This is a genomic window from uncultured Pseudoxanthomonas sp., assembly GCF_947498795.1.
GTDB lineage: Bacteria > Pseudomonadota > Gammaproteobacteria > Xanthomonadales > Xanthomonadaceae > Pseudoxanthomonas_A.
This window is the reverse complement of the sequence record NZ_CANMLQ010000008.1, coordinates 13,749-39,927: the sequence shown is the minus strand read 5'-3', so window position 1 is coordinate 39,927 and position 26,179 is coordinate 13,749. Positions and strand designations below refer to the sequence as shown.

The following is a 26,179-nucleotide window of genomic DNA, read 5'->3' as shown; positions in this document are numbered from 1 at the left end:
GCGTGCTTCAGGCCGTGCCGCGGGATGAGGGCGGCCGCCGGGTTTCGCTGGGCGTATGCCCGGTCCAGCGTTTGAACGCGCGCCGGAACTCGCGCACGTCGTTGAACCCGATCTGGGTGCCCACCGTGGCGATGGTCATTTCCGCGTCCTGCAGCAGTTCCAGTGCGCGCTCCGTGCGCACGCGGTCGTGCACGGCGCTGAAGCTGGTACCTTCCTCGGCGAGCTGCCGACGCAGCGTGCGCTCGCTGAGGTGGAGTGCTGCCGCCACGTCGGTCATCTGCGGGTTGTCGCGCAGCCGTGGACGCAGTTGCCGTTCGACGGCGGCGGTGGTCTCGCCGCGCAGCGACATCGCCGTCAGTTGTGCACGGCACAGGGCCAGCGCCTGGCCCGAGGTCACCGGGTTGTAGCTGGCGAAGGGCAGCTCCAGCCAGCGCCGGTCGACCACCATCGCGTGCTGCGCTTGGTTGAAGCGGACGTCGCACCCGAACAGGTCGGTGTAACGCGCGGCGTAGCGCGGCGCCGGATAACCGAGTTCGAGACGCAATGGCCGGAACTCCGGCCCGACCAGTTCACGGGCCAGCATCAGCGTGCTGGCGAACATCTCCTCGCACAGGAACGGCAGCAGGTCCGCGGCCTCCTCCGGCGCGGTCGCGACCACGGCCAGGCTGCCGTCGTTGCGGTCCTGCATGTCCAGGTCCATCAGGGGGCCGAGGTTGCGCTGGTACTCCAGGCCGATCTGCACGGCGTCGCCGAACGTGGGTGCCGTCTTCATCGCCAGGCCCAGCAGGCCGAAGTTGCCGCCGTTCTGCTTCTCGCCCATGGCCAGCCCCACGCCGTCGATGGGCAGGGTCGGCAGCGCGCGGCGGATGATCTCGCTGGCCTGGCGGTAGGACACGCGCGCCTGCGGGTCGTGGATCTCCTGCACGTTCAACCGCATGCCGGCGAACCAGCTCTCCGCTTTCACGCCGAATTCGCCGGCCAGCAGCACCAGGCCGCACAGCATGTTGGTGGGCAGGTTGGCGATCGACAGGCGATTGCCCAGTCCGGTTTTCCAGCGCATCGGAGCTCCTCCAGCTTGTCCGCTTTGCCCCCCGTAGTATGCCGCTCCCGCCCTCCGCGTCACATAGGCCGGCGCACCAGACTGACCGGCACTACGCAGGCGTATGGGAGGGGAGACTCATGCAGCGCACCATTTCCGTGGCAGTGGCGGGCGCGCTGGCGCTCCTGGCGGGAGCCTGCCAGCAGAAGGCTTCCGACGCTGCCGCCGTGGCGGCGGCCGATACCGCGTTCGCTGCCACCCTGCAGGAGCGCCTGCTTGACGCCAAGCCGGGCGATGTCATCGAGATCCCGGCCGGCCGACATGCGTTTGATCGCAGCCTCAGCCTGCGCGCGGACGGGGTGACGATCCGCGGGGCCGGCATGGACAAGACGGTGCTCAGCTTCAAGGGACAGAAAGCCGGTGCCGAGGGCCTGCTGGTCAACGGCGACGACTTCACCATCGAGAACCTCACCATCGAGGACTCCAGGGGCGACGGCCTGAAGATCAGCGAGTCGTCCAACATCACCATCCGCGGCGTCAAGGTGCAATGGACGGGCGGACCCAGCACGAAGAACGGCGCCTACGGCATCTATCCGGTGCTGACGAAGAACGTGCTGATCGAAGACACGGTCTCCATCGGTGCGTCCGATGCCGGCATCTACGTGGGCCAGTCGGACGGCGTGATCGTGCGCCGCAGCCGCGCGGAGCAGAACGTCGCGGGCATCGAGATCGAGAACACCATCAACGCCGACGTCTACGAGAACGTCGCCACTGGCAACACCGGCGGCATCCTGGTGTTCAACATGCCGGGCCTGTCGCAACAGGGCGGCAACATCCGCGTCTACGCCAACAAGGTGATCGCCAACAACCACGAGAACTTCGGTGCCAAGGGCACCCCCGTGGCCAGCGTGCCGGCGGGATCCGGCATCGTCATCAATTCCAACGACGACATCGAAGTGTTCGGCAACGAGATCCGCGACAACGCGACCGCCAACATCATCGTCTCCAGCGTGTACTCGACCGGTTACAAGGACAGCAGCGCGTCGCCGAACTTCGATCCTTATCCGGAGCGCATCCATGTCCATGGCAACACCCTGTCGGGTGGCGGCGACTCGCCGGACGGCTTCGACCTGAAGGCGCTGAAGGTGGCCACGTACGGCCTGCGCGGCAACTTCCCCGACGTGCTGTGGGATGGTTACTTCAACAAGGAGCGCGTGGTGGACGGGAAGAAGGTGGGTCCGCAGATATGCCTCCGCAACGTCAATGGCGTGGTCAACGCGGACGGTCCCGGCGGATACAAGGCGCCCAGCAAGGACGCGAAGATCCACGAGTGCGAACTGCCGCGCTTGCCGGCCGTCGACCTGAAACGCGGCTGAGACGACGCATGCGGTCGCGCACGGCGGCAGGGATGATCGTGCTGGTGGCCTGCATGGCGGTCGCCGCGTGCCGGCCGGCGCATCGCGTGCACTTCTTCGCCACAGGGCAGCCGGCGACGCTGGAGGAATGGGGCGTGGTGCGCATCGAGGACGGACGCCTGCGCCTCAGCGAGGGCGTGGTGCCTTACGACCTCAACACGCCGTTGTTCAGCGACTACGCCCACAAGCTGCGCACCGTCTGGATGCCGGCAGGCACGTCGGCCACCTACCAGGCCGAGCGGAGCTTCGACTTCCCCGTCGGCACCATCCTCAGCAAGACGTTCTACTACCCGTTGCCGGAGGGAACGACATGGGACGGCACCTCGGTGGCGCGCACGCCGCCTGCACAGTCGTCCCTGCAGGGCGAGGCGCTGGACCTGGCCAAGGTGCGCCTGATCGAAACGCGCCTGCTGGTCCATCGGGCCGAAGGATGGGTGGCGCTGCCCTATGTCTGGAATGCGGCGCAGACCCAGGCCACGCTCAAGCGCACGGGCGACCTGGTGCCGCTTGCGCTGGTGGATGCGCAGGGTATGCGCGAAGCCGCCGACTACCAGGTCCCCGACCAGAACCAGTGCGGCGGTTGCCACATCACCGACAACAGGTCGCGCAAGCTGTTGCCGATCGGGCCGAAGGCACGACACCTGAACCGGGATTTCGACTACGCGGGCGGCACGGAGAACCAGTTGGCGCATCTCGTGCGTGTGGGCTATCTGACCGGCGTACCGGCCGCTCCCCCCCGGCTGGCCGACGCGATGGATCCGCAGGCATCGCTGGATGCGCGTGCGCGCGCCTACCTGGACATCAATTGCGGTCACTGCCACAGCGCCACCGGCCCGGCGATCACGTCCGGCCTGTGGCTGGACGCGCACACGCAGGACCGGTTGAAACTGGGCTTCTGCAAGCAGCCGATCGCGGCGGGCAAGGGCACGGGCAACCGGCGATACGACATCGTGCCGGGCCACGCCGCCGATTCCATCTTCGACTACAGGCTGGACAGCGACGACCCCGCGATCATGATGCCGGAGGTCGGGCGCTCGGTCGTCCATCGCGAAGGCGTGGCGCTGATCCGCGCCTGGATCGATGCGCAGTCCGGCAGTTGCGATACGGGGATGACTACGGGCAATGAAACACCGCCGGCCATCTGAGGCCGGTATCCGCACAACGCTTCCGGGAGGGCGTGATGAAAGTGATGCAACGGAATCTGGTGGTGGGGCTTCGGCGCGCGCTGTTCGGCGGCTGCGTGGCACTGGGTGCCAGCGGGACGGCGTGGGGGCAGGCGACGCCCGAGGGCGAACAGCAGGCCACCAATCTCGACACCATCACCGTCACCGCGCAAAGCCGACAGCAGGAGCTGCAGGACGTGCCGATCGCGCTGCAGGTCGTGGACCAGCAGCTGCTGGATGACGTGGCGGCGGAGAACCTGGGCGACATCGATGCGTTCGTGCCCGGCCTAGTGGTGGACGCCGCCCAGCCCACGCAGCCTTCGTTCCGCTTGCGTGGCGTGGAGACCAACGATTTCGGCATCGGTACCGATCCGGCGGTGGGCATCTTCGTCGACGGTGTCTACGGCGGCCGGGGCGGCGGCGTGCTGCTGCCATTCCTGGATGTCGAGCGCATCGAAGTGCTGAAGGGACCGCAGGGCACGCTGTTCGGGCGCAATACCGCGGCAGGCGCGATCTCGCTGGTCACGCGGCGGCCGCAGGACGAAACCGAGGCGAGGCTGCGCTTGCGGCTGGGCAACTACGGCAAGCAGTACGCCTACGCGATGTGGAACATCCCGACCGGCGACACCTCGGCGCTGCGGGTCAACGCGCTGTTCAACCACAGCGACGGCTGGTTCCAGGATGGCACCACCGGCAAGGACCTGGGGGGCGAGAACGTCTGGGCGGCGCGCGCGGCATGGCAGGTGCGCGTTGGCGACAACACCACGGCCCTGCTGAGCTGGGACCACGAAAGTCTGGACCAGAATGGCCGCGTCACTACCGGCATCGTGCCATTGCCTGCGTACCCGCTGCGGCCGCCCGTACCCGTGGATCCGGACGACTACCTCGATCCCCGCGACGTGCCGACCTACAGCGACGCGGACAACGCCGAGTGGCGCACGTTCGATGGCGTCACCCTGATCGTCGACCACGCCTTCACCTGGGGCAACCTCACTTCGACCTCGTCATGGCGACAGTACGATGCGCTCAACCAGACCGAAGAGGACGGCACCAACCGCGCCGACCTGTACATCGATTCGGTGAACACCGAGAGCAACGAGACCTTCTACCAGGAGTTCAAGTTCGCCGGCAGCAATGCGCGGCTGGACTGGGTGGCCGGGGCCAGCTTCTTCAAGGAGGATGCGCGGCAGACCAGCGAAGTGAACACCAATACCGAAGCGGTCGACAATATCGTGCGCAATCTCGGCATCGCGCCGACGCCGGACGGCAGCCTGTTCGGTTTCACCTCTCTGCTGGCGCAGATGAGCGGCATACCGGTGTCGCTGGTGGGCGACCGCTGGAACGAGCGCTTCAACAACACCTTGTCGACCACGGCGTACGCGGCATTCGGCGACGTCATCTGGCGCGCGACCGACAGGCTCAACCTCACCTTCGGCCTGCGCTACACGCGCGACGAGAAGGACTTCACCTGGCTCAATACGCCCCGCAACGCGCCCGAGCTGGAAGCCAAGCTGGCATTGCTGGAATCCCTGGGCTTCTTCGCCGCGCTGGGCCAGATGGGCATCCCGATCAGTCGAGAGACCCTCACGTTCGACATGGCCTTCATCGATCCGCCGGCGATGGTGAACAAGGGCGTGCTGGTACGCGACAAGCGCAGCTGGAGCGACGTCAGCCCGCGCTTCGTCGTCGACTACCACCTGGATGACCGCACCATGGTGTTCGGTTCGCTGGCGAAGGGCTACAAGGCGGGCGGCTTCAACGCGCTGCAGATCGGGCCGGCGTTCGAGAACGAGGACGTCTGGAACCTGGAAGCCGGCATCAAGCAGTCGTTCGGGCGCTTCGCCTGGAACGCGTCGCTGTTCCACTACCGCTACGACAACCGTCAGTCGGTGCGCCTGATCGATCCTGACCCGAACAATCCGGTCGACATCCCGCGCTTCGTGTTCGACACCGGCGACCTGGAAGCCACCGGCCTCGACGTGGACCTGCGCTGGAAGGTGACCGATGGCCTGACACTGGATGCGCAGGCGGAATGGATCGACTCCAAGTACAAGGATTACGTGACCCCGGAGGGCGTGGACCTGGACGGTGAGCCGACGGGCGAGCCGCGCTTCACCGCGTCACTGGGCGCGGCTTACCAGGTCGATCTGGCCGGCCATGGCGCGCTGCGCGTCTCCGCGCGGCATGCCTACCGCGGACGCAGCCGCTGCAACGCGGGCTCGGACCTGCAGGGCGATTGCGGCGTCAACGCGCTGCTCGACATCGGCGAGGCGCGCGATCGTACCGACGTGCGCATCGGCTGGACCGCGCCACAGGGTCACTGGAGTTGGGCGATCTACGGCAACAACGTCTTCGACAACCAGTATGTGAAAGGGCTGAATACCTATGGTCGCGGTCCGCTGGGGGTGGTAGGTGCCACCATCACCGAGCCACGCACGTACGGGATGGAAGTCGCCGTGAAGTTCTGATCCACGCGAAGACGCGGCGGGCACGATCCCCGGCATCGCGCGATGCCGGGGTTTTTGTTTTGCGTGGTTCCCGGCATCCTTGTGCGATGCCCGCACGTCGCGACACGCCGTCCATCGATCTCTCCGCCGAACCCCTCAGTCGCCTGCCCGGCGTCGGTCCGCGCGTGGCGGAGAAGCTCGCCGCGCGCGGGCTGCAGACGATGCAGGATCTGTGGCTGCACCTGCCGCTGCGCTATGAAGACCGCACGGCAATCACCCCGATCCGCCTGCTGCAACCGGGCGTGCCGGCGCAGGTGGAAGGACGCGTCGAGGCCGTCGAACGTGGATTCCGGTATCGCCCGGTGCTGAGGGTGGCGGTGGGCGATGCATCGACCGGGTCGCTGGTGCTGCGTTTCTTCCACTTCCGCGCCGCCCAGGTCGCGCAGTTCGCCGTGGGTGCGCGCATCCGGTGCTACGGCACGCCGAAGCCCGGCCAGCACGGATTGGAAATCGTCCACCCGAGCTATCGGATCCTGGGCGACGACGATGACGCGGCGCTCGGTGACGCCCTGGATCCGGTCTATCCGGCCATCGAAGGGCTCGGACCGGCGAGCATCCGCAAGCTGGTCGGGCAGGCGCTGGAGCGGCTGCCGGACAACGCGCGCCTGGAGCTGTTGCCGGCCACGCTGCTCGACGGGCTTGGGTTGCCGTCGCTGCGCGAGGCGCTGCTCACCATGCATCGGCCGCCGCGCGATGCGGACGTCGCCGCGCTCGCCCTCGGTACGCATCCGGCGCAGCGACGCTTGGCGCTCGAGGAGCTGCTGGCCCACCACCTGAGCCTGCGCCGGCAGCGGCTGGCCCTGCAGCGGCACGGAGCACCGGCGCTGAAGGGCAAGGGCCGGCTGGTGAAAGCACTCCTGAAGGCGCTGCCCTTCACGCTGACCGGCGCGCAAAAGCGGGTATTCACGCAGATCCGCGACGACATCGCCAAACCGTCGCCGATGCTGCGGCTGGTGCAGGGTGACGTAGGCACCGGAATGTTAGCATCGATGGGCGTACACAGAAGACCTTTTCGATGCAGAAGAGCTCCAATAGGCTACCAAAGCCTGAAGGAAAGAGGGCGGGGCTTACCTTAAGCGCTCAGAGTAAGCGGGGTGCCCTTCGATGGCATGTCAAGTTGTTCCTGGCGTACTTACTAGATGCCATCCAGGAGTCCTGGCGGGAAGGCGCTCGGGCGCGCCGTCCAAAAGACATCAAGGCAACGGTGGCTGTCCACACCAAATGTGGCGCGATCCAAATCCCCTTGCTTCGGCCAGCAGGTGGATGGACTGAAAAGCTTCTGGAGCGCATTCAATCCACATTGAAAGAGCAGGCTGATCTCGTGTGGGTCGGAGCTACACAGTGTTTGGAAAGCGAAGCGTTTCCCCGCTCTTCACTGAAAGCCCTGGTGACGCGTCTAGTGGGGCGGGTTTATCCGCCCTCTAGAATGGAAGCGGTGATTAAGAAGATGGAAGCATTCCTCGCAGACTATGCAATCTGCGAGAAGCGTAACGAAGCGAAAGTCTGCCATGCCAGCGCAATCATCGAACAAGCCGAAGCCCGCGGCTTCTCTAGCAGCGCGATAAGCGTAACGCCAAAGGGGCCACGAGCGCGCCTGGTTGTCATCTTCTCGCAGCTACGGCTGCGACTTCCCGGCGGCCCTGGAACCGGGGAGTGGGCGGCACTTCAAGAGAGAATGAACGCGGCCGCCGTCAAATTCAAAGCGTGCCAAGGCAACTTAGTCTTCCTCCCGACAGAGAACAACCCCCACGGACGTAGGACATACCCAGGGTACGTTGTGGACTTCGAACAACTGGGAGTTCGGCAGGGCGGCCTCTTGACGGAAGTGTTGGATGCGATGCCAACTCCCGTAAGTCATCAGTACTTCCAAAGGCTGATGCGTCACGTTGAATGGATCTGCGCGACGTCGTGCATTTCGCAAGCTAGGGTTCGTGCAATCCTAAGCTCACGATCTGACATTCTTCAGGAAGATGATCTCCAAGTTCTCACCAATGCACTGATCTCATGTTGTGATGCCCGCCCTCTAGAGCCGCGGTCAAGAAGCGGCTACCTGAGCGCGTTCCAAGAGGCCTTTCATGGCGCATTTCAATCGCTAGGAACTCGTGCGAGCAAGGTTCAACTGGATAGCACGAAGCACTGGGCGAGAAGAAGTCGCGGACTCATCAGTGAGGTTGCCGATCCTGGAGCGATATCGCCGGAGAACCGCCCTCCAATCATTCACGTCGTAGGAGGTGATGGCGCACTGAGTAGAGAGCGTGCTGCGGAACACTTGGAAGATAGGCTGAAGCGTATCGAGAATGCGTGTGACCATGCATTAGCAGAGTTCATCAACTGGCGGAAATTCATGCTTCGCGCCGGTGAGATGGGCGTTGATGACTCTTTCCGGTCCTACGTGGATCAAATGAAGGGGCTTGGTGACGGGCGAGAGGATTTCCGGCAATGGCTGAGAGGTGCTGCCACTGAGGACATTGCAAGAGTCACCTTCTTTGCCGCTCAGAAGCACGAGCTTTATCGAGAGGCTCGCGATAGGGAGCTTCGTTCGAATGTCCACCAAGGTCGCTTCAACCGCGCATTCGGACGGATCAGCGAAGAGTACCCAGAACTGGTGAACTGGTGCGGAGGTCGTTCATCACCATTCTACTCTTTTGCCATTCAAATGATCTGGTGGGTGCCACGCTGGGTTCAGTTGGCAATTGAAATGAAGATACAGATAGTCACTTCATGGAATCGCGACACGGTGAAGCATCTGGAGGCTAATGGGGTTCGTCGCGAGGGGGCGCGATTGGAGTTCCAGTCATTGAAGGGAAAAAATGGAGAGATGGAAAACGCCAGTGTGGAGCCGGTCGATAAGCTCCTTCAGGCTGGCATCGATCTTATGATTGAGCACAACGCCAACGTCGATCGCTACTGGTCTCGCGAATCGCCAGGCTTGTTTGTTACCTTCATCGAGAAAGGGGTGGGCCGTCGAGTCTTTGGGCGAGGTACAGACCATAAAATTCTGTCGAGATTCATTGCCTACTACGAGCTTCCGCACTTTACACGGGAGCAGCTTCGAAATCAGAGCGCGGGTGCTGACTATCTTAGCCATGACGATCCACATGCGACACAAGGACGCCTGGGGCACACAAGCATCAGGACAACTGCGGGCTATCTTGACGGTACCGTATTTCGGGTATTGAACTCAGCCAACATTGCGAAGTTCCAGAAGGTGCTAAGCGCCTCGATTGTGTGGGCCGCTGGTGGCGAGGATGCGGTGACAAAGAGCGGGATGCCTCTTTCGTACGTGGACAAGAGGCTGCTATTTCCCGTGAGTGACAGTGCGGTGACGGATCGTCTGATGCCGCCGGAGTGTGACGTCTGGATGGTTGACCCAGAGCAGCCTTTGGTACTGGACAAGATCAGGGTCATGCATCTCATTCGACAGAGGGCCTACTACGCACAGAACTGGCAAAGATTACGCGCTGAATCATCGGAGAGATTCTCCAAGGTCCATCTTCCACGGATCGAGTTTACAGCCGCACTCTGGGCACTCATCTCGGACTCCGAGTATGCGTGTTTGCTGGAGCAGAGGGTATGAAAAAAGGCGTGAAAGTTGACGCTGGTTTGATTGCGCCATCGCCAAACCGAGATTCAGATGAGGGCGCTTGGCCCACGGGAGTTGCACGAGATAGAAGGATTCTAAGCGATTGGAATGACCCGGTTCTACGGGTGGCCAACGGTGACAAGATTAGGCTCATCGACCTCTCCCGAATTCCGCTGCCAGCCAATGGTCCTGACGGACCCTTCTCGGAAAGCTTCACTCTTGGGAAATTTCCGCACTGGGTAGATGTTGCGCGCGCGCAATTTTGCAACGTTCTGTCAGCCGGGACCGGGCATGACGCTCTAGGTAAAGCGGTCAACTCGCTCAATCATACGTCCAGGTTTTTCGCATGGTGCGTGAAGAATCGGATCTACAAGTTGGCCGATGTGACCTTGGACGATATGAGGAGGCTGGCGCTCGAGTTGCAACCCAAGGGGTGGTTCAGCGCCCTAAACACGGAGGCCGAGCTGAGGGAGCTAGTCAGGCGCTGCGAAGACGATAAAGCCCTACTTCTGCAGGTTGCTTCATCTCATGATGGGGCGACTTGCAGCATCTCTTCGGAGCGACTCTCCTCTTACCTTGGATACGTAGTCACATCGCGGGAGTATCCGATGTTCCTCCGTAAGGAAATAGCTGGTCTGATGCAGAAGGTGACAGTCGGGGCGGAACGGAGAAGCGACGATATGCAGCCCTGGTCCGAGGCGTCGTTCAAGAACTGCTTCGGTGCACTGAATGGACTTTGCATTCTTCCCGCGACGCTTGACAGGCTGAGCTTTGAACCCTTCGCTAACGCCCGGCTTCATGCGCGCCTTGCCAACGGGATTCCGGATGGGCGGACCGCCAACTTGACGGTGGAGGATGCTGCTAAGTTGCTAGCGGAGTCGCTTGAGTGGCTTTACAACAAGGCTGATGCAGTTATCGAGCTCGTGGCGTTCTGGCGAGAGACGCTTGTTGGGACAGCATCTGAGTACAAAGGCGAGGCGAACGTCAGCACGCGCGTGAATGCAGCGATACGTGAACGATACGCAGAGCTAAAGTCGCGTGTGGACTTTCCCTATGAAGTGGCCTCGTTCACCACTGCAACCGGTGAGAGCATCTCCCTGCTGGTGAAGAATCTCTTGACGGCGGCTTTCGTCCTGATTGCCATTACGCAAGCAAGAAGAAAGAATGAGGTAGTCGGAGAGGGGAGTCGGCCATGGGGCATCTACGCGGCGTGCCTTGAGAAGATTGATCCCGATATCGATGCATATGCCCTGGACATCTACATCGAGAAGACCTGGAATGCCTGGATGAAGATGCCGGCATCAGCGCTGACGGTGCATGCAGTGGACGTGCTGACAAGATTGAGGGCCGCCGCTCTTCCCGGCGAGGAGGTCGGAACCTCGGATCAGGATAGGCGTGCCCAGAAGCTGTTCTCCTTCCCCGGCAGCGCGGCGCTTCTCGGGGATGCGAGCGCCATGTTTGGTTTTTCCTTTGACGAACACAGCGGGGAACTGTATTCGCTGGCGGGAGTTGCTGATTCTGAACGCAAGACTCACATGTTCCGACGTTTCTTTGCGCTGGTGTACTTCTATCGATGGGAACACCCCAAGTTGCAGGCCTTGTCGGAGTTCCTTGCACACTTTGATCTCGAAACGACCAGGGTCTACATCACCGACCCAGCCATGCGAGACAAGGCAGATCGAATTGAGGCACTACATCGGCACAGAGCGGATTGTTTCCCAGAGCAAGAGATGTCAGAAGCCCAGCGCCACTACGCGGATGCGCAGTTGGATGCGATGCTAACTTCCGACGGTGCCGGGGGGCCAATGACGAGGCGTGTACATCGTTGGATTCAGCGCATCTGGCGGCACGTCGAGTTTCCTGATCGCGACCCAGCGACCCTGAAAAGCGAAATCCGAAAGCAGTTTAAGAGCAGGGGGTACGCGCCAACCCCGATGTCTCATGGGGTCTGTTGGGCGGAAGAATCTGGCGCGCGGGTCGGCTTGAGAGGGCGTTGTAGCAAGGAGGGGACAATTCGTAGGGAGCTGGCAGGAGTGGATATCTGCGGCGCCTGTGTATTTCACAGTACATCGAGCTCCTTTTTGCTGAACGTGGAGCAGGATGCCAAGCGCCTGGATGAGCAGGCAGCTCTGGCAACCGACCCGCGAGAAGCGCAAGTTCTTCGCGCCACCGCCTCGTGCTCTCGAGAGCTTGTAGAGTTGGAACTGTCGCTTATCCAACGTCAGCGATGCCCACTGACCAAGCCACCAGGAAAGAAGGTGCCGGAATGAGTGTCTCTGATCAGCATGTTTCACGTCGCTTGCGTGCTCAGGCAGATCTTGCCATGAGTGCAAAGAAGGATCTCATGACGCGCTGGGCGCGTGATGGAGTTCCCGTGTGCGTCGGCTCGGAGCATCCAAAACAGCTTGAGTGGTATCCGACCAGTCTTCGGAGCTTCAGTGCCTGGGATGGTAGTCAGAACTCTGCGGCGGTCCGTGAGTCCGAACCGCTTCTTCGCAAGACGGCGTTCCAAACGCTCAAATCTAATGCCTCGCTGCATCTGGCTATCAACCAGTTGCTTCGCCAGTTGGAGGTCACAGCCGAAGCTTGTCGGAGAGCCTTGAATCCTGAGCTTGCTGTGGAAGATGCAAAGGAGAAGGCGGAGGTCGAGCGCGCTAAGCGCGCCGGAGCACTACTGGGGTATCGTCAGGCAAGAGCCGAAGTCCGCACGGCCCGGAGAGATCTCGGTGCCGAGAAGAGGGCGCACCAGGGAACCTTGGGGCTGCTAAGGGAGAAAGAGCGCGAACTGGCTCAGGCACATGAGCAAATCGCAGCGCTAACTAAGACCTTGCGTAAGACGACGAGCCTCAAGTCGGTTCGATAGATGATGCCGCCAGAACAGAGACAGCAAATCACCGCCATGTATCACCATCATGACCTCGCTCCTGGCCTGGCACTTGCTGTGGCTCTGGGTGCGGGTATAGAGCCCGCGAAGGGCTTTAAAAAGCTCCAGTCCACGGGCCTGGTGGAGCGGTGGCAGGTACCGCTCTACCTTCCGTCGCGCTATCTAGATGCGCGAGTACCCATTGAGCGCTTCTTTGGCCTTACCGGCCAGGGACAGGAAGTTGTAGTTGTGGGACGTTACGCAGGCAACATGCGTACGAAGTGGGGTGCAGGGCGCTGGGGAGGCAAGCGCAGCCCGCAAGCGCAAGGGGCACTCCTTGATGAGGAGGGGATGCAGCTACGTTTCTCGGTCTTCGGCGATGCGCGAACGCTGCAGAAGACACTCGAAGAGTCCGAGGGGCCGATCGCACTCGCGGGTACGCTTACCCAGGTGGGCGCGCATGTCTATTTGAACAATCCGACATTGCTGGATCAGAGTCTGATTGGTGCGGTAGTGCCCCACTACCCAGGCAAGGCGCGGGTGCTGTCCCTGGCCATGGCCCGTCGAGTCATGGCAGCTCTACTGCCGTCTACCATCCCCCTGTGTGCTGCAGAACTCCGAGCAAGGGCACGAGCCTTTGTGAGCGACGGGCAACTGAGAAGACTGCTGGGAAGGCCCGAAGGAACCCTAGAGGACTTGCTGGTTAGAGCCCACTTCCCTTCGTCGCCGGACGTGGGAGAGCGCGCGCAATGGCACCTTGAGCGTTTGTCAGCGCTCATCACGGTGGGGGATCTTAGGGCAGCCAAGCAGTGTCCAGTCGCGGTGAGAAAGCCGCTGGCCCTCTCGCCTTGGCAGGATCTCGCATCGCGTGCGCCTTTTGTCCTCACGCACGAGCAGGCTAGGGCGGTCGATCGCCTGACAGAGCGCTTTGGTGGGACAGAGGCGTCCTCTACCTTAATCAATGCCGATGTCGGCATGGGGAAGTCGATCGTCTACCAAATGGCGGTTGCCTCCGCTGTCCGTTCGGCTGCACGCGCGGCCGTTCTCCTGCCCAACGAACGACTGGCTGTGCAGGCTCATCAGGAGATCTGTCGTCTATTTCCTGAGTTCGATGCCGCCCTGGTTACCGGGAAGACGAATGATCGAGCGATGACGAACGCGCGTTGGCTCGTCGGAACAACGGCCCTACTGTTTCGTGACATTGGCCACTTGGATGTGTGCGTCATCGATGAGCAGCATCGCTTCTCGGTGGAGCAGCGACGTGCCTTGGTAAAGGATGGAACGCATGTTGTCGAGATCAGCGCCACTCCTATTCCTCGCACACAGGCCATGCTGCTGTACGGGAAGTTGGATGTGCTGCGATTGACGGAACGCCACAGTCCGCAAGACATCCGTACCCAGATTGTGCATCGAAACGGCACATCGGACATGGTTGAGCATCTCAGGAGCCTGCTGAATGCAGGCGCTCGAGTTCTGATCGTGTGTCCTCGGAGGGAGGAGGGGGAGGACGATGAAGGGCCTGACCTTCCATCGGTGGCGCGCGTGGCACATAAGTGGAGCACCATGTTCCCTGGATTAGTGCGCGCCCTGCATGGGGCCTCGGGTGAGGCGGATGTACACCAGGCTTTCGAAGACATGGCAACGGGCGCTGCCCGCATCTTAGTCGCCACAACCGTGGTTGAGGTGGGCTTGAACATTGCCAATCTGCGAGGCGTCGTTATCGTCCATGCAGAACGCTTTGGTCTGTCGCAGCTACACCAGTTGCGTGGGCGCTTGGCACGGGAGGGGGGAGAGGGTCACTGCTACTTGTACCTGCCCCGCGCGGTGGGTTTAGATGCAGATGTAAGGCTACAGGCGCTGGTTGATACCAACGATGGATTCGTTCTTGCCGAACACGACATGAGAATACGCGGCATTGGGGATGTCTCAGACGCCGGTGCTCGCCAGCATGGCAGCGCCGGTAGCCTTCTGATGAATCGCCAAGTAGGTATGTCCACTGTCATGGAGATCATGGAGATGCTCGGTGACGAGGACTGAAGCTTTGGTGGAGTGGGTAGGAGTCGGCACTGAGCGTTTGCCAGTCTTCTACAACGCGAAGCTACGTCTCATGGACGAGTTTCATGACTACGTGTGCTATGTCGCCGAGACCGAGGCCAAGAGTGGATCGAGCCAAGCGTACACATCCAAGGTGCAAGCAGTGTCATACGCGTTGCTGGCGTGGCTGCGATTTCTGGACGGCACAAGCGCCAGTTGGAAGGATGCCGACAATGCCAAGCTACGGGGATTCAAAGATCTTGCGCTTAAGCGGGTGAAAGCATCGGTGCGTGGCAAGGGGAATGAGAACGCAGCAAAGCGAACGGTCAATATCCAGCTCAAGTGGATCTACCGCTACTACGCTTGGGCAGAGCGGACGGAGCGATGCGGAACGATTCTTGGGCCCGGCGAAGACGCGCCGATCAAATCGACACTCAACATGCCCTCGGCTAACAGTAAACGGAAAAGTGGTCTGGACAAGAATGCCTATCCGCTGCTGTTCGGGAGATTGGGGAATCGATCGGGTGCTCAGTACTTTGCGAGCGGCCAAGACAAAAGGAAGGTCGCGGAAGTCCTGTCCGAGGCAAACGACCCTTTCATCGCTGAGCGAAACCTCATCATTCTTGAGCTCGCATCACGTGTAGGTTGGCGTGCCGGCACAATGACGTTTCTGGAGAGCGGTGACTTTCCAACGCATCCGAATGAGAAAATGCCTGGCGATGGCGTTCCGATCCGACCCGCGATTCAGAAAGGCGGACACTCTGACTCATTTGGCGTTCCTCTAACGCTTGCTCTACGCATCTCACGATTCATTCAATGGCGAGAGCGCTGGCTGATTCAGGGGGGATGGAGTGAGAAAGAAGCGAAGGGTCGACTCTTCGTGAGTGGGAAAACCGGCACGCCCCTGGGCAACAAGACGATAACGCAGATGATTGGCTCTGCTTTCAGGAAAATTGGGGTTGAGGCCGGTCGCGGCGCGGGCGTTCACTCGTTTCGTCGCAAGTATGCAGAGGATTCCACGCGCGACGATCTTTCCTCGCGGCGCGCGGGCGGCTACTCGACCGCGATGGAGGATGTCATGCACGGCACCGCTCATAGGCTGGGGCACAGGAGCTTGTCCTCTCAAGTGGCCTATCAGCGAGCAGTCCATGCCAGTACGCATAAAGACCACACACATGAGCTGCGAACGAGCTTGGAAGAAGCCGAATCAGAGCTCGCAGTAGCCAAGGCGGAGAACGCTGCGCTGCGGGCGGAGCTATCTCGACGAGGCGCTCCTGCTAACCCGAAAGGCGGAAAGAAGAAGTTGCGATAGGGCGCACGGCGCCAGCGACTACTCGGAATTCATGGGCCGCAGCACTTCTTCCACTTTCGTCCGCTACCGCATGGGCAAGGATCATTTCGACCGATTTTTTGGTTGCCTTCTCCGCCTCGAAGCACTTGCCTCATGGCGGCATTCCGTGACACTGGCGGGACCTGTTCCTCTCGGGCCACAGCGGCATCGAGTTGATCATCCTGATGCCAAGGTTCTGCCAGTCGCATGCCGAATCTTAGCCGGGCCTGGTCTGGGGCCAGGCACAGGCCGAACCATAGGTCGGCCTTCTGCAGGTATTTTCGGCGCGTCGTCAGCACGGCCAGCCTCTGAGACGCCTCTAGGTCATTTTCCGCACTGATCAGCACCGTGAGTCCACTCTTATCCGCGAACATGAGCGCGAGGCTGTGCGGCTTGCCATCACGGGCGGCCTGCTGCGCCTGCCCGTCAATCAGCCGGTTGAGATCGTCCCGCGTTGGGCCATCTAACTCCAACAGTTGGAATCCCTGATCAAGAACCGCAGGCTCAGGTCTGACTTGAATCTCTTGCAAGATGCGGCTTAGCGTCGTTCCTTCATGGTGGGTCAGTAGCCCTGGTGGCGTCGCGGCGCCAGGTAGTGCGCGTCGTCGCGCGGCCATAGCGATGTCAATGCCGAGCGAGAACCCCTCATCCATGTGCACCAGTTTCTGCTCGTCATCAAACCAGAGGTTGTGCCGAAGGTGATAGCCCAGGATGGTCATCTCCTGAGCAGCCATCAGTCGATCTCCGTACCGCGTCCGGCGGGCGATGTAGCTCAGCAAATGCAAGGGACTGGTGAGTAGCTCTGTCAGTACATCAATGAGAAATACGTCGGTGATGAACGCAGCGCGCACGCGCGGTACATCGCGCGTTTTCAGGAACTGACGAGATTGGAAGGTAAGAGCGGGGTAGTGGTCACTGACGACACAGAAAACGAAGATCTCGTTAATCTGAGGGGGTAGTACGACTTCTGACCCATCCGATAGCGTGACTTGATACTTCGCGTCTCCCAAGCACTCCGCGCATAGCAAGCCTTGGTCATAAGCATCCTGAACGCCCTTCTGAAAGTCGTCTCGGATGACTTGGTCATTCCCCTTGCGGGCTTCGATGGTCAGTCTCTTTGACTTGGCCTGGACGATGATGGCTCTGTCAGCCCACAGCACCAGTACGTCGATCTCGCCAGCCTTCTTGCCTTTGGCTTCCCAAAGATCAACGTTGAGAAAGACGTTCTCTGCTCCGAATACGCTTGCAAGGCGCTCGGCTACAAAGTTCTCGGTGAATGCTCCGCGGTTCTTGTCCTGCTGTGCGCGGTAGGACTTGTCTGTCAGCATCCAATGAAATGGTGAATCGTATATTGCCTCTGCAAGCGCGTAGTTTTGCAGTGACATGTACTGGCCATCGGGCTGTCGAATCAAAGGCGTTGCTGTGACGTGATTGAAGTCCTGTAGGCTTGAAAAGGAGGCATTGTTTGCGCTATCGGGAAGTGTGAACGCGTCTAGGACCCGCTCGACCAAGCCTGTGTCTAGGCCGCAGTGCGCCGCGATGTCCGAAGCTGTGAAGGAAAAGCCGGGCACCATGGTCCACTGGTCGGCCGGGCGATCGCGCATTTCCTCACGCAAGGACTCAAAGCGCACCTGGCACTGGAGGCTGATGCTATCGGCCACCTGGCAGGCCTGACCGATCGTGAAGCCGCGGTTTCGCTGGAGCCAATCGTTGTCGGCCTCATAGCGCCGGACTGCTAAATCCAAGTACTGAAAGTCGTACGCCGACTCGGCTGCGTAGAAGATGGGCTCTCGCATGACGGCACCCGAATCGAAGGGATTGACGTCCTTTCCTTGCTTGAGTGCTTCGGCTACCTCGCCGATATCAAAGGCAGCCGATAGCACATGATGTAGCTCCAGGAGTAGGCTTTCAGCGTGGTCTACGTACCGCTGCTGAAGTTCCCGTGATGGCAACGTCCAATCAATGGGTGCCTTGACCATCAGGCCGTGCAAGGTGGTGAGCTCAGTCCGCATCAATCTGTCGGGACCAGAAACCTCACGCAGGTCATCGACCGTGACATCCTTCTCATACAGAATCATGTTGTCTCTGAAGCAAAGGTAGGCCAGCGCATGGACAAAGCCGGGCTGTAGGCAAAGCGCCTCTAAGTCAGCAAAGATCTCTCGTTCGGTGCGCGTTGTGTTTTTCATAGGACGCATCAAGAAGCGCTCTGTGTGTTCTCGTCAATCGGACTGGAGCGGGTTGCTATCGAACGAGCTTCTGTTTCGACCATAGCGTCGTGCAGAAACGTGCGCTTTCTTACGCGATAGATGCAAGGCAGCCCTGTTTCGTCGTAGATGTCCAGCCGTGCGAGCCAGTCTTGGCCGAAATCTATGTAGACGGGGCAGGTCGCATCTAGCCAGGTGCGTCGCGGTCGGATCCATACGTACTGGTGATGGCCACGGTAGACCTGAGAAACTTCTCTCTCGATGTCGCGTAGGGGGTGTATGAATCCTCCGCCTGGCGCTTTCTTGGTGGCCAGCGGGTTTTGTTTCAGGCACTCAGACAGGCGCAGGAAGATTCCCCGGTTTGCACCTTCCATGCGCGGCGCAGCGGGATACCAGATCAGGTCCTGGGCAATGTCTGAAGTTGGGTCGGGCAGCATGTGGTGGATCTGGAAGTTATCCACGAACGTACTGCCGTTGATCACCCAAACCAGATTTCCATAGAAGCGCTCACGTGAAAGACGCTCTCCATCCGTCATCGACGAGTGTTGAACTTCGATCACGATTCCGGCAGGCGTCTTGATGTCCGCGCGATGAATTTCGCCGTTGGGCGCGACATGGCTGATCTCGCGGCACGACTCAGGGAAGAGCGCCTTCCAGGCACGGTGCCAAGGAGTCTCGTTCTCCCACCACGGATCGCAGTCACGTCGGCTGGCGTGCGCCCAGTGGTGCATTAGCCGCGGGCCGCACTTGGCGACCATGGCGGAGCCGCAGGTTTCGCACACGCCGGGAGCGCCGGGCGAGGGCTCCTGGCGGCGGCCGTCAACGAGGGCGTACTGCATGTGCGTCCGAGCGAAGGAAATACACGTAGTTTATGGCTTGCTGCGGGAAACAATCGCTGGGTGCTTGACCGTCGGACCTTGTGCTCCGGACATGCCACACTACTCGGCAGTGTTTCCGAAGGACCGGGTAGCGCTTTGCAAAAGGTCTTCTTGAACAGTGGATGGTATGACGCCGGACAACTGGACGGGCGGCTGTCCCAAGTAGTGCGCGGCGGGCAGGGGCTGGCGCTACATTTCGGCCAAGAAACGAAGCTGACGATCGCTGCGTGTGTACGCCTGCGTGCCTATCTCGACGCACTCGGCGATCAGGGGCTACCTGTCGAGTTGCACGATCTGGCTACCTGGGGTCTGGGCGCGTACCTGGACCGGGTAGGCGTGTTCGAGCAACTGACCCCTTCAGTGTCTGTCGTTGGGCTGGAGCCTGCAGGGCAGTCGCAAGCTCGTCGCGGTCAGAGCGAGGCACTGGAGGAGATTGTTCGGATCCCGATCAGTGGTCCCATGGACCGAAGCGTCGCTGAGCGTTTGTCCGGGAAACTGGCGGCGTGCGCGTTGCCCCAGGTGCGGGAGGCTTTAGCCAACACGGCCTTTACGTGCTTTGCTGAGTTGATCGGCAATGTCCGCACGCACAGTGCTTCGCCTATCCAAGGGCGTCATTTCCCAGTTTCTGCGCACCAACTGTCGACGCCAGTTGTACCTGTCCATCTACGCGCCCCTGCATGCGCACCCCACCATGCAGGCGTTGGGCATGCCCCCACCGGCCAAGTGGCGGCCAGGTATCGTGGCGTTGACGCGATCTGGGCGGGATCTGGAAGGTCAGCGGTTCGAAGAGCTCGAGCACGCGTTCCCCGGAGCCATGCGCAACTTTGCGCCCAAGGGCAAAGCTAAGGCCAAGGCCGGCGGCAAAACCGCCTTCCGGGATCACGCGCCAGCGCGGCGGCGAAGCCATTGTCGAAGGCGGCCGACATCGCCGTCGCACGCTCGGCCGTGGACTGGCCGCGGGTCTGCTCGTGGACCTCCATGAAGCGGTCGTAGCGCCCATCAAGCGTTTGGCCAGCCAAGGTGTTGGCCGGCCAAGCGCTCAAGGCGCCGATGCCGATGAGAAACAGTGCGCAGAACTGCTGCTGGATCCTGTGCATGGATCTTCCTGAGCATCCGGTAGCCGAAAGACTAGCAATTTCTCATGCAGATCGTGTTGATGTTGTAGGAACAGGTCGCCTTCTTGGCGCACTCGTAGCCTTCGTAGTCACAAGGCTGAGAAGGGCACACGGGACCTGGCGGGCCGCCCAATGGACGCATGATTTGCTCATCGACTGCGTTCTGGATGCGCACATTCCGCATCATGGCCACGGTGTGCTGGGCACCAAACAGGCTCATCACCTGATAGATCTGCGAGGCGTTGAGTTCAGTCTGCAGGTCGCCGTAACTGAAGCTCGTGATGCCGCTTTCATTGAACTTCAGACTGGCGATGAAGCGACGCTTGCCCGATTCCGAGAGCGCGGCCAGTGGCGAAGCGCTTCCCGAGTTGCGTAGATATTGCTCGAGATCCTGGCGCGATTTGATCGAGGCCAATTGCAAGGCCACGTCCTGTTGCAGCATCTCCTGCTGTTGTGCGGCGCCGTTGACATGCGTGGATTCGACACTGGCATTCTGTGCGTGTAATGACGTACTAGCGGCCAAGACTGCGAGTAGACCAACTAGTACCGTAGTGAATCGGCCCATCGTTAGTTCCTCCATGCGACGTCGGAAGTAGTTGCTGGAGCCCGCCGCCTGCTCAGCACGCAGCACGCTAGTTCGCTGATGTTAGTGATGTGTGGTAGGCCAGACACCTACATGAACGCATGATCGCCATCTAGTGCCTGCTTAGCCGCGAATGTGCCAGTAGGCGGTAGCTTGCGGCCCGCGCAGGAGTAGAGCCGTTAGAGCGAAGAGAAGTCCTCTAGCAAGCTCATTGCAACATAAATGCGTGAATTCAGATCGCAAGCAGACAAATGCGACAGAACATCAGTACCCGTCACCCTTGCTCACGGGGTGCATGACGCAACTGAGCGACCGAAACGGTGCTGCGCTGGGCAAGGCCAGACTCACCTGCATCGGTTGTCACGTTCAAGTCGGACAACACCGCACTCGTAGCTGAGAGAACTCCTACAAAAAGTCAGAACATGCCACTCTCGGGCGCCACTGATCGTGGGCTATGCTGTCAGTCAACAGAGACTGTATTCCCAGGCCCATCGATTGCTGACCTGATGATCTACTTGGGTTTATTCTTGGCTGCGTTCTTGGCCGCCACGCTAGTGCCGGCACAGTCCGAAGCCGTGCTGGTGAGTTTGCTGGTCGCCGGCTATCCGGTGTGGGCACTATTGCTTGTCGCAAGCGCCGGCAATGTGCTCGGTTCGGTGGTGAACTGGTGGTTGGGCGAGCAACTGCTGCGCTTTCGCACCAGTCGCTGGTTTCCGGTATCGGCCTCGGCCCTGGAGCGCGCCCAGCGCCGCTACCAGCGCTATGGCAGTTGGTCGTTGCTGCTGAGCTGGGTGCCGATCATTGGTGATCCGCTGACCTTGGCCGCCGGGGTCATGAAAGAGCCGCTCTGGCGCTTCCTGCTGCTGGTGACGCTGGCCAAGGTGGGCCGTTACCTCGTGCTGACGCTGATTACCCTGCAGGTGCTGTAGCCGTCGCTGCGCTCGTGCGCAAAGCTATGACGGCTGGCCGCGACGTGCCTGGATCTTGGCCCGCCGCCGCGGCACGTGCGACAGAATGCTGCGTCGCTTGTGCTCGGTGTACTTGCGCCAACTGCGGATCTCCTCGGTGGTGCGAAAGCAGCCCACGCATACGTCGGTCTTCCGATCGAACTGGCAGATGTCCGTGCAAGGGGAGGGGCGGCTCATCGCGGCGTTTCACTGAGCGCGGTCCGCGCCTCGATGGTCACGTGCACGATCTCCTCGTGAATGGCCAAGGCATGCTTGAAATGATCCGGATGCACGGGATCTTCGGTCACGACCTCGGCCACACAGGCGAACTTGCCACGGCCTACCTGCCAGACGTGCAGATCGCTGATACGCGCCGGCACCGAGCCTTGCTCGATGGCTTCGCGGATTTCTTCCACTACGGGAGCATCCATCTGCGCATCGAGCAAGACCTTGCTGGTCTGGCGAATCAGGCCCCAGGCCCACACCGAGACCAGGGCCGCGCCCACTAGCCCCATCACCGGGTCCAGCCAGGCCGCACCGAAGTACATGCCACCCAGCAGCGCGATGATCGCCAACACGGAGGTCGCCGCATCGGCGATGACATGCAGGTAAGCCGAGCGCTGGTTCAGATCGTGATGGGCGCTGTGTCCGTGATCGCCATGATGCTCATGGTGATGGTGATGGTGATGGTGATGGTGATCGTCGTGCCCGTGCCCGTGCCCGTGATCATGGTGATCCCGCAGCCACCAGGCGCACAGCAGGTTGACCGCCAGGCCCACGATGGCAATGGCAATGGCCTGCTCGTAGTGGATGGTGCTGGGGCGGAACAGGCGCTCGATGGACTGGAAGGCCATCAGGCCTGCCACACCCAGCAGCAGGATTGCGCTGGTGTAACCGCCCAGGATTTCGATCTTCCACGTGCCGAAGGCAAAGCGACGGTCCTGCGCGAAGCGGCGCGCACAGGCGTAGGCGAAGACCGACAGGCCCAGTGCCAACGCGTGGGAGCTCATGTGCCATCCATCGGCCAACACGGCCATCGAGTTGTACCACCAGCCTCCGGTGATCTCCACGACCATCATGATCAGGGTCAGGATCATGGCCCGACGCGTGTTGCGCTCGGCGAGCGGGTTGCCTTGGTCGAAGGCGTGGGAATGGCGCCGCGTAGCGGCCAGGGCATCGAGGTTCATGACGGGGCAGGGATGGGTTGCTGGATACCCCCATAGGGTATATGATCGCTTCCATGGCGCATACCCACCGCGACAAAAAGAAGCTGCTCACCCGCGTTCGCCGCATCGGCGGTCAGGTCGCGGCATTGGAGCGCGCACTGGAAGCCGAAGGCGACTGCGGTGATCTGCTGATCCAGATTGCCGCGGCTAAGGGCGCCATGCATGCGCTGATGATGGAAGTGCTCGCCGGTCATCTGAGCGAGCATGTGGTGACCGCCGAAACCGAGGCCGAGCGGGCCAAGGAAGCCGGCGCCATCATGGACTTGCTGACCCGTTATGCCCGTTGATCGCAGACCGTTGGTGGGTGCTGCTTTCCCGAACGTCTGTGCTGGACAGGCCCGTCCTTAACCCCGTAGGCTAATGCAGTGATCCGGTTTTCCGCCCGCGCCAAGAGTGTCTTGCACGTCAGCATGCTGTTGCTGCTGGTGCTGGGCGTTCTCGTGCGGCCGGCACTGAATTTCGTGGGTGAAATCCACGGGGCCGCGCATGCGGCCGAAGTCGCGAGCGAGCACGGCCACGGCCATCCTGGCGATGCCCTCGATGCCGATCACGACCAAGACCACGCCTCGGGCACGCACCTGCTGATGCACCAGGCCGATTCGGGTTCTTCCTCCGGCCTGCTCACCAGTTTCCGCCTGCCGCCCGTCGAAGTGGCTGCCTCTCAGCGTCTGCAGTGGACGCCGGCTTCTTCGCTTCCCCAGCGACTCTCTTCGCCGTTTAGACCTCCGATTGCCTGATGACAGGGCCGGCCGCCGTTAGCGCGGCCTGAGTACGTCTGTCCATCAACCAATCGGAGATGTTCCGTGAACTTGTGTTATGCATGGGTTCTGGCCTTGGCCGGAGCCTGTGGTGTTGTGCCATGGGCACACGCCACTGAACCTCTGCGCCTGCAGGAGGCGGTTTCCCGCGCCTTAGGTGCAAATCCGGCCCTAGCGGCCGAAGCAGCTCAACTCGATGCCGTCCGTGCCCGCGCCGAGCGCGAGGGCTTGGCCCCGCAGTACTTCGTCACCGGCGAACTGGAGAACGTGGGCGGTACCGGTTCACTCAGCGGAGTGAATTCGGCCGAAAGCACCTTGCGGATCGGCCGTCTGATCGAGTTGGGCGGCAAGCGCGCCGCTCGCCAGGCCTTGGGCGCTGCCGAGATCGATCAGCAGCAAACCGCTGCCGACGCCACGCGTATCGAACTGACCAGTCGCACGGCGGCCCGCTTCATCGAAGTCGCAGTGGATCAGCAGCGCCTGGACTTTGCCAACGAACGCGTTCGCCAAGCCGAGCGTACGCGCCGCGAGGTAGCAGGCTGGGTCTGGGCCGCACGCAACCCCGAGTCGGATCTGCGTGCGGCTGAAATCGTCGTGGCCAACGCAGAGCTGGATCGTGAGCATGCCGAGCACGAGCTCAGCAGCGCCCGCACCACCTTGGCCGCGACCTGGGGCGACACGATCCCGGACTTCGACACGGTGGCTGCTGATCTGACCGATCTGCCCGAGGTCGAACCGCTGGACACGCTGCTGGCGCGCTTGCCGAACACGATCGATCAGCAAGCCTTCTCGCGTGAGGCTCGCCTGGCCGAAGCCCGTCGTCGTATCGCTGAGGCGGCTCGCAAACCCGATCTGAACTTCAACGTCGGCGTGCGTCGTCTGGAAGGGCCCAGTGATCAAGGTCTGGTGATGTCGGTGTCCGTACCGTTGGGCAGCCGCACGCGGGCGGGGTACTCCATCGCCGAAGCCGACGCGCAACTGGCGGCCATCGAAGCGCGCCGAAAAGCCGAGCAGTTCGAGCGCCATCAACTGGTCTTTGAGAAGTACCAGGAACTGGGCCATGCACGCACCGAGGTGGAGTCGTTGCGCGGACGTGTGGTGCCCAAAGCCGAGCAAGCCCTGGCCTTTACCCGGCGCGGCTTCGAAGCAGGGCGGTTCTCATTTCTCTCGCTCTCCCAGGCGCAGACCACGCTCTTTGAACTGCGCGAGCGCCTCGTCGAGGCCTATGCGCGCTATCACACCTTGCTGGTGGAGCTCGATCGGCTCACCGCAACCACCCAGGACACCTTTCCATGAGTCGTCATCTCACTCTCTTGCTGTTGCCTTTGCTGTTGGTGGCGTGCGGCGGTGAACCGGCATCCAAGGCCGGTGAAGCCGCCGCTGAAGCGGCCCCGGCCAGCGGCGACTACGAGCGCGGTCCCAATCGCGGCCGCATGCTGCGTGATGGGGATTTCGCCATCGAAGTCACGATCTTCGAAACTAACGTTCCACCTCAGTATCGTTTGTATGCCTACAAAGATGGAAAGCTGATCAAGCCAAGCGAAGTGGTTCCCACCGTGACGCTCAAGCGATTGGACGGGGAAACCAATATCTTCACCTTCACGCCTGAAGACCAGTACCTGACCGGCAGCGGCCAGGTGACCGAGCCGCATTCCTTCGATGTGGAAGTCAAAGCCCAGTACGCGGGGAAAACCCATACTTGGACTTACGACTCCTATGAAGGCCGCACGACGATCCCGGCCCAAGCCGCCAAAGACGGCGGCGTGGTCGTCGAGAACGCCGGACCGGTGGTGATCCGCGAGACCATCCAGGTGATGGGCAATGTGGCCGTGGATGACAACCGGCGCGCGCAGGTCAAGGCACGCTTCCCCGGCATCGTGCGCTCGGTCCAGGTCCAGCAGGGCGATCGCGTCAAGCGTGGCCAGACGCTGGTCACGGTCGAGGGCAACGACAGCATGCGCACCTACGCCGTCACCGCGCCCTTCGATGGCATTGTGTTGCAACGCCCGACCAACGTGGGCGATGTGGCCGATACCAACACGCTGGTGGAGATCGCCAACATGTCGGATGTGTGGGTCGACTTGCGCGCCATTGGTCCGGATGCGGAAAAGATCACGCCCGGCCAGCAGGTCAAGGTCTCCTCGGCCACGGGCGGTACCAGTGCCGAAGGCACGATCGAGACGCTGCTGCCGCTGGCCACCGGCCAGACGGTGGTGGCACGCGTGACCCTGCCCAACGCCGAAGGGCGCTGGCGCCCGGGCATGGCGGTCTCGGCAGAGGTGACGGTGGCCTCGCGCGAGGTCCCGCTGGCGGTCAAAGAGTCGGGCCTTCAACGCTTTCGCGATTTCACCGTGGTCTTTGCCCAGGTAGGGGAGACCTACGAGGTGCGCATGCTCGAACTGGGCGCACGCGATGGTGAGTTTGTCGAAGTGCTTGGGGGTCTGAAACCCAACACGCCCTACGTCAGTGAGCAGAGCTTTCTGATCAAGGCGGACGTCGACAAGTCTGGCGCCAGCCACGACCACTGAGGACAG

General features: G+C 61.4%; 20 protein-coding genes and 1 pseudogene. 14 read left to right on the top strand and 7 right to left on the bottom strand.

Translation table 11 applies throughout. From position 1 onward, the window contains the following. Nucleotides 1–7: 7 nt before the first annotated feature. Complete coding sequence (locus tag Q0907_RS16015; RefSeq protein WP_296278201.1) at nt 8–1,060, bottom strand: AraC family transcriptional regulator; 1,053 nt, start codon at nt 1,058–1,060, stop codon at nt 8–10. A 119-nt stretch (nt 1,061–1,179) separates the two neighbouring features. Here Q0907_RS16015 and Q0907_RS16010 point away from each other — a divergent pair, with 119 nt between their 5' ends. The 9 genes and pseudogenes from Q0907_RS16010 (at nt 1,180) to Q0907_RS15970 (ending at nt 15,916) form a co-directional block, all read left to right on the top strand. Continuing rightward, a complete protein-coding gene (locus Q0907_RS16010) occupies nt 1,180–2,415 on the top strand; it encodes a parallel beta-helix domain-containing protein (protein WP_299346749.1) in 1,236 nt (411 codons plus the stop codon). Between the two features lie 8 nt (nt 2,416–2,423). Next, complete coding sequence (locus Q0907_RS16005; protein WP_299346748.1) at nt 2,424–3,599, top strand: SO2930 family diheme c-type cytochrome; 1,176 nt, start codon at nt 2,424–2,426, stop codon at nt 3,597–3,599. Nucleotides 3,600–3,634: 35 nt separating this feature from the next. After that, nucleotides 3,635–6,085 (top strand): TonB-dependent receptor, encoded by a 2,451-nt coding sequence (locus Q0907_RS16000; RefSeq protein ID WP_299346747.1) that lies wholly within the window; start codon nt 3,635–3,637, stop codon nt 6,083–6,085. A gap of 86 nt (nt 6,086–6,171) precedes the next feature. After that, nucleotides 6,172–7,101: pseudogene (locus Q0907_RS15995) on the top strand (OB-fold nucleic acid binding domain-containing protein); the annotation flags it as partial. Between the two features lie 140 nt (nt 7,102–7,241). Continuing rightward, nucleotides 7,242–9,701 (top strand): hypothetical protein, encoded by a 2,460-nt coding sequence (locus Q0907_RS15990; RefSeq protein WP_155944770.1) that lies wholly within the window; start codon nt 7,242–7,244, stop codon nt 9,699–9,701. 614 nt (nt 9,702–10,315) lie between these two features. After that, nucleotides 10,316–11,977 carry a hypothetical protein gene (locus Q0907_RS15985; protein ID WP_155944769.1) on the top strand — a complete coding sequence of 554 codons (1,662 nt, stop codon included), beginning with the start codon at nt 10,316–10,318 and terminating at the stop codon, nt 11,975–11,977. A 53-nt stretch (nt 11,978–12,030) separates the two neighbouring features. Continuing rightward, complete coding sequence (locus tag Q0907_RS15980) at nt 12,031–12,570, top strand: hypothetical protein (RefSeq protein ID WP_056881692.1); 540 nt, start codon at nt 12,031–12,033, stop codon at nt 12,568–12,570. Further along, entirely contained in the window at nt 12,571–14,607 is a 2,037-nt protein-coding gene (locus tag Q0907_RS15975; RefSeq protein WP_056881691.1) for a DEAD/DEAH box helicase, read from the top strand. Continuing rightward, entirely contained in the window at nt 14,594–15,916 is a 1,323-nt protein-coding gene (locus Q0907_RS15970) for a hypothetical protein (protein WP_235578071.1), read from the top strand. The genes Q0907_RS15975 and Q0907_RS15970 overlap by 14 nt, the downstream gene beginning before the upstream one ends. A 29-nt stretch (nt 15,917–15,945) precedes the next feature. Here the strand turns inward: Q0907_RS15970 and Q0907_RS15965 are convergent, their stop codons facing one another. The 4 genes from Q0907_RS15965 to Q0907_RS15950 form a co-directional block, all read right to left on the bottom strand. After that, the gene (locus Q0907_RS15965) at nt 15,946–18,120 is read right to left on the bottom strand and encodes an SEC-C metal-binding domain-containing protein (RefSeq protein WP_056881690.1); all 2,175 of its coding nucleotides are present in this window, start codon (nt 18,118–18,120) and stop codon (nt 15,946–15,948) included. Nucleotides 18,121–18,128: 8 nt separating this feature from the next. Continuing rightward, complete coding sequence (locus tag Q0907_RS15960) at nt 18,129–18,977, bottom strand: CoiA-like domain protein (protein WP_056881689.1); 849 nt, start codon at nt 18,975–18,977, stop codon at nt 18,129–18,131. An 881-nt stretch (nt 18,978–19,858) separates the two neighbouring features. Beyond that, nucleotides 19,859–20,113 (bottom strand): hypothetical protein, encoded by a 255-nt coding sequence (locus Q0907_RS15955; RefSeq protein WP_299346737.1) that lies wholly within the window; start codon nt 20,111–20,113, stop codon nt 19,859–19,861. 31 nt (nt 20,114–20,144) lie between these two features. Further along, entirely contained in the window at nt 20,145–20,696 is a 552-nt protein-coding gene (locus Q0907_RS15950) for a hypothetical protein (RefSeq protein WP_155944766.1), read from the bottom strand. A 524-nt stretch (nt 20,697–21,220) separates the two neighbouring features. On the opposite strand from Q0907_RS15950, the gene Q0907_RS15945 reads away from it, so the two are divergent. Beyond that, entirely contained in the window at nt 21,221–21,643 is a 423-nt protein-coding gene (locus Q0907_RS15945) for a YqaA family protein (RefSeq protein WP_056881680.1), read from the top strand. 24 nt (nt 21,644–21,667) lie between these two features. On the opposite strand, the gene Q0907_RS15940 is transcribed toward Q0907_RS15945, so the two are convergent. Both Q0907_RS15940 and dmeF read right to left on the bottom strand, forming a co-directional pair. Next, nucleotides 21,668–21,859: a DUF1289 domain-containing protein gene (locus Q0907_RS15940; protein ID WP_056881679.1), complete on the bottom strand. Its 192-nt coding sequence runs from the start codon at nt 21,857–21,859 to the stop codon at nt 21,668–21,670. Continuing rightward, nucleotides 21,856–22,848 carry a CDF family Co(II)/Ni(II) efflux transporter DmeF gene (gene dmeF / locus Q0907_RS15935; RefSeq protein WP_299346733.1) on the bottom strand — a complete coding sequence of 331 codons (993 nt, stop codon included), beginning with the start codon at nt 22,846–22,848 and terminating at the stop codon, nt 21,856–21,858. The genes Q0907_RS15940 and dmeF overlap by 4 nt, the downstream gene beginning before the upstream one ends. Before the next feature lie 53 nt (nt 22,849–22,901). Here dmeF and Q0907_RS15930 point away from each other — a divergent pair, with 53 nt between their 5' ends. The 4 genes from Q0907_RS15930 to Q0907_RS15915 all read left to right on the top strand — a co-directional run bounded on the left by Q0907_RS15930 (nt 22,902) and on the right by Q0907_RS15915 (nt 26,173). Next, nucleotides 22,902–23,174: a metal/formaldehyde-sensitive transcriptional repressor gene (locus Q0907_RS15930; protein ID WP_056881807.1), complete on the top strand. Its 273-nt coding sequence runs from the start codon at nt 22,902–22,904 to the stop codon at nt 23,172–23,174. A gap of 123 nt (nt 23,175–23,297) precedes the next feature. Continuing rightward, complete coding sequence (locus Q0907_RS15925; RefSeq protein ID WP_155944765.1) at nt 23,298–23,624, top strand: hypothetical protein; 327 nt, start codon at nt 23,298–23,300, stop codon at nt 23,622–23,624. A gap of 66 nt (nt 23,625–23,690) precedes the next feature. Further along, nucleotides 23,691–24,941, top strand: a complete 1,251-nt coding sequence (locus Q0907_RS15920; protein WP_081420489.1) for a TolC family protein — start codon at nt 23,691–23,693, stop codon at nt 24,939–24,941. After that, nucleotides 24,938–26,173, top strand: a complete 1,236-nt coding sequence (locus Q0907_RS15915; RefSeq protein WP_056881675.1) for an efflux RND transporter periplasmic adaptor subunit — start codon at nt 24,938–24,940, stop codon at nt 26,171–26,173. The genes Q0907_RS15920 and Q0907_RS15915 overlap by 4 nt, the downstream gene beginning before the upstream one ends. Nucleotides 26,174–26,179 lie beyond the last annotated feature (6 nt).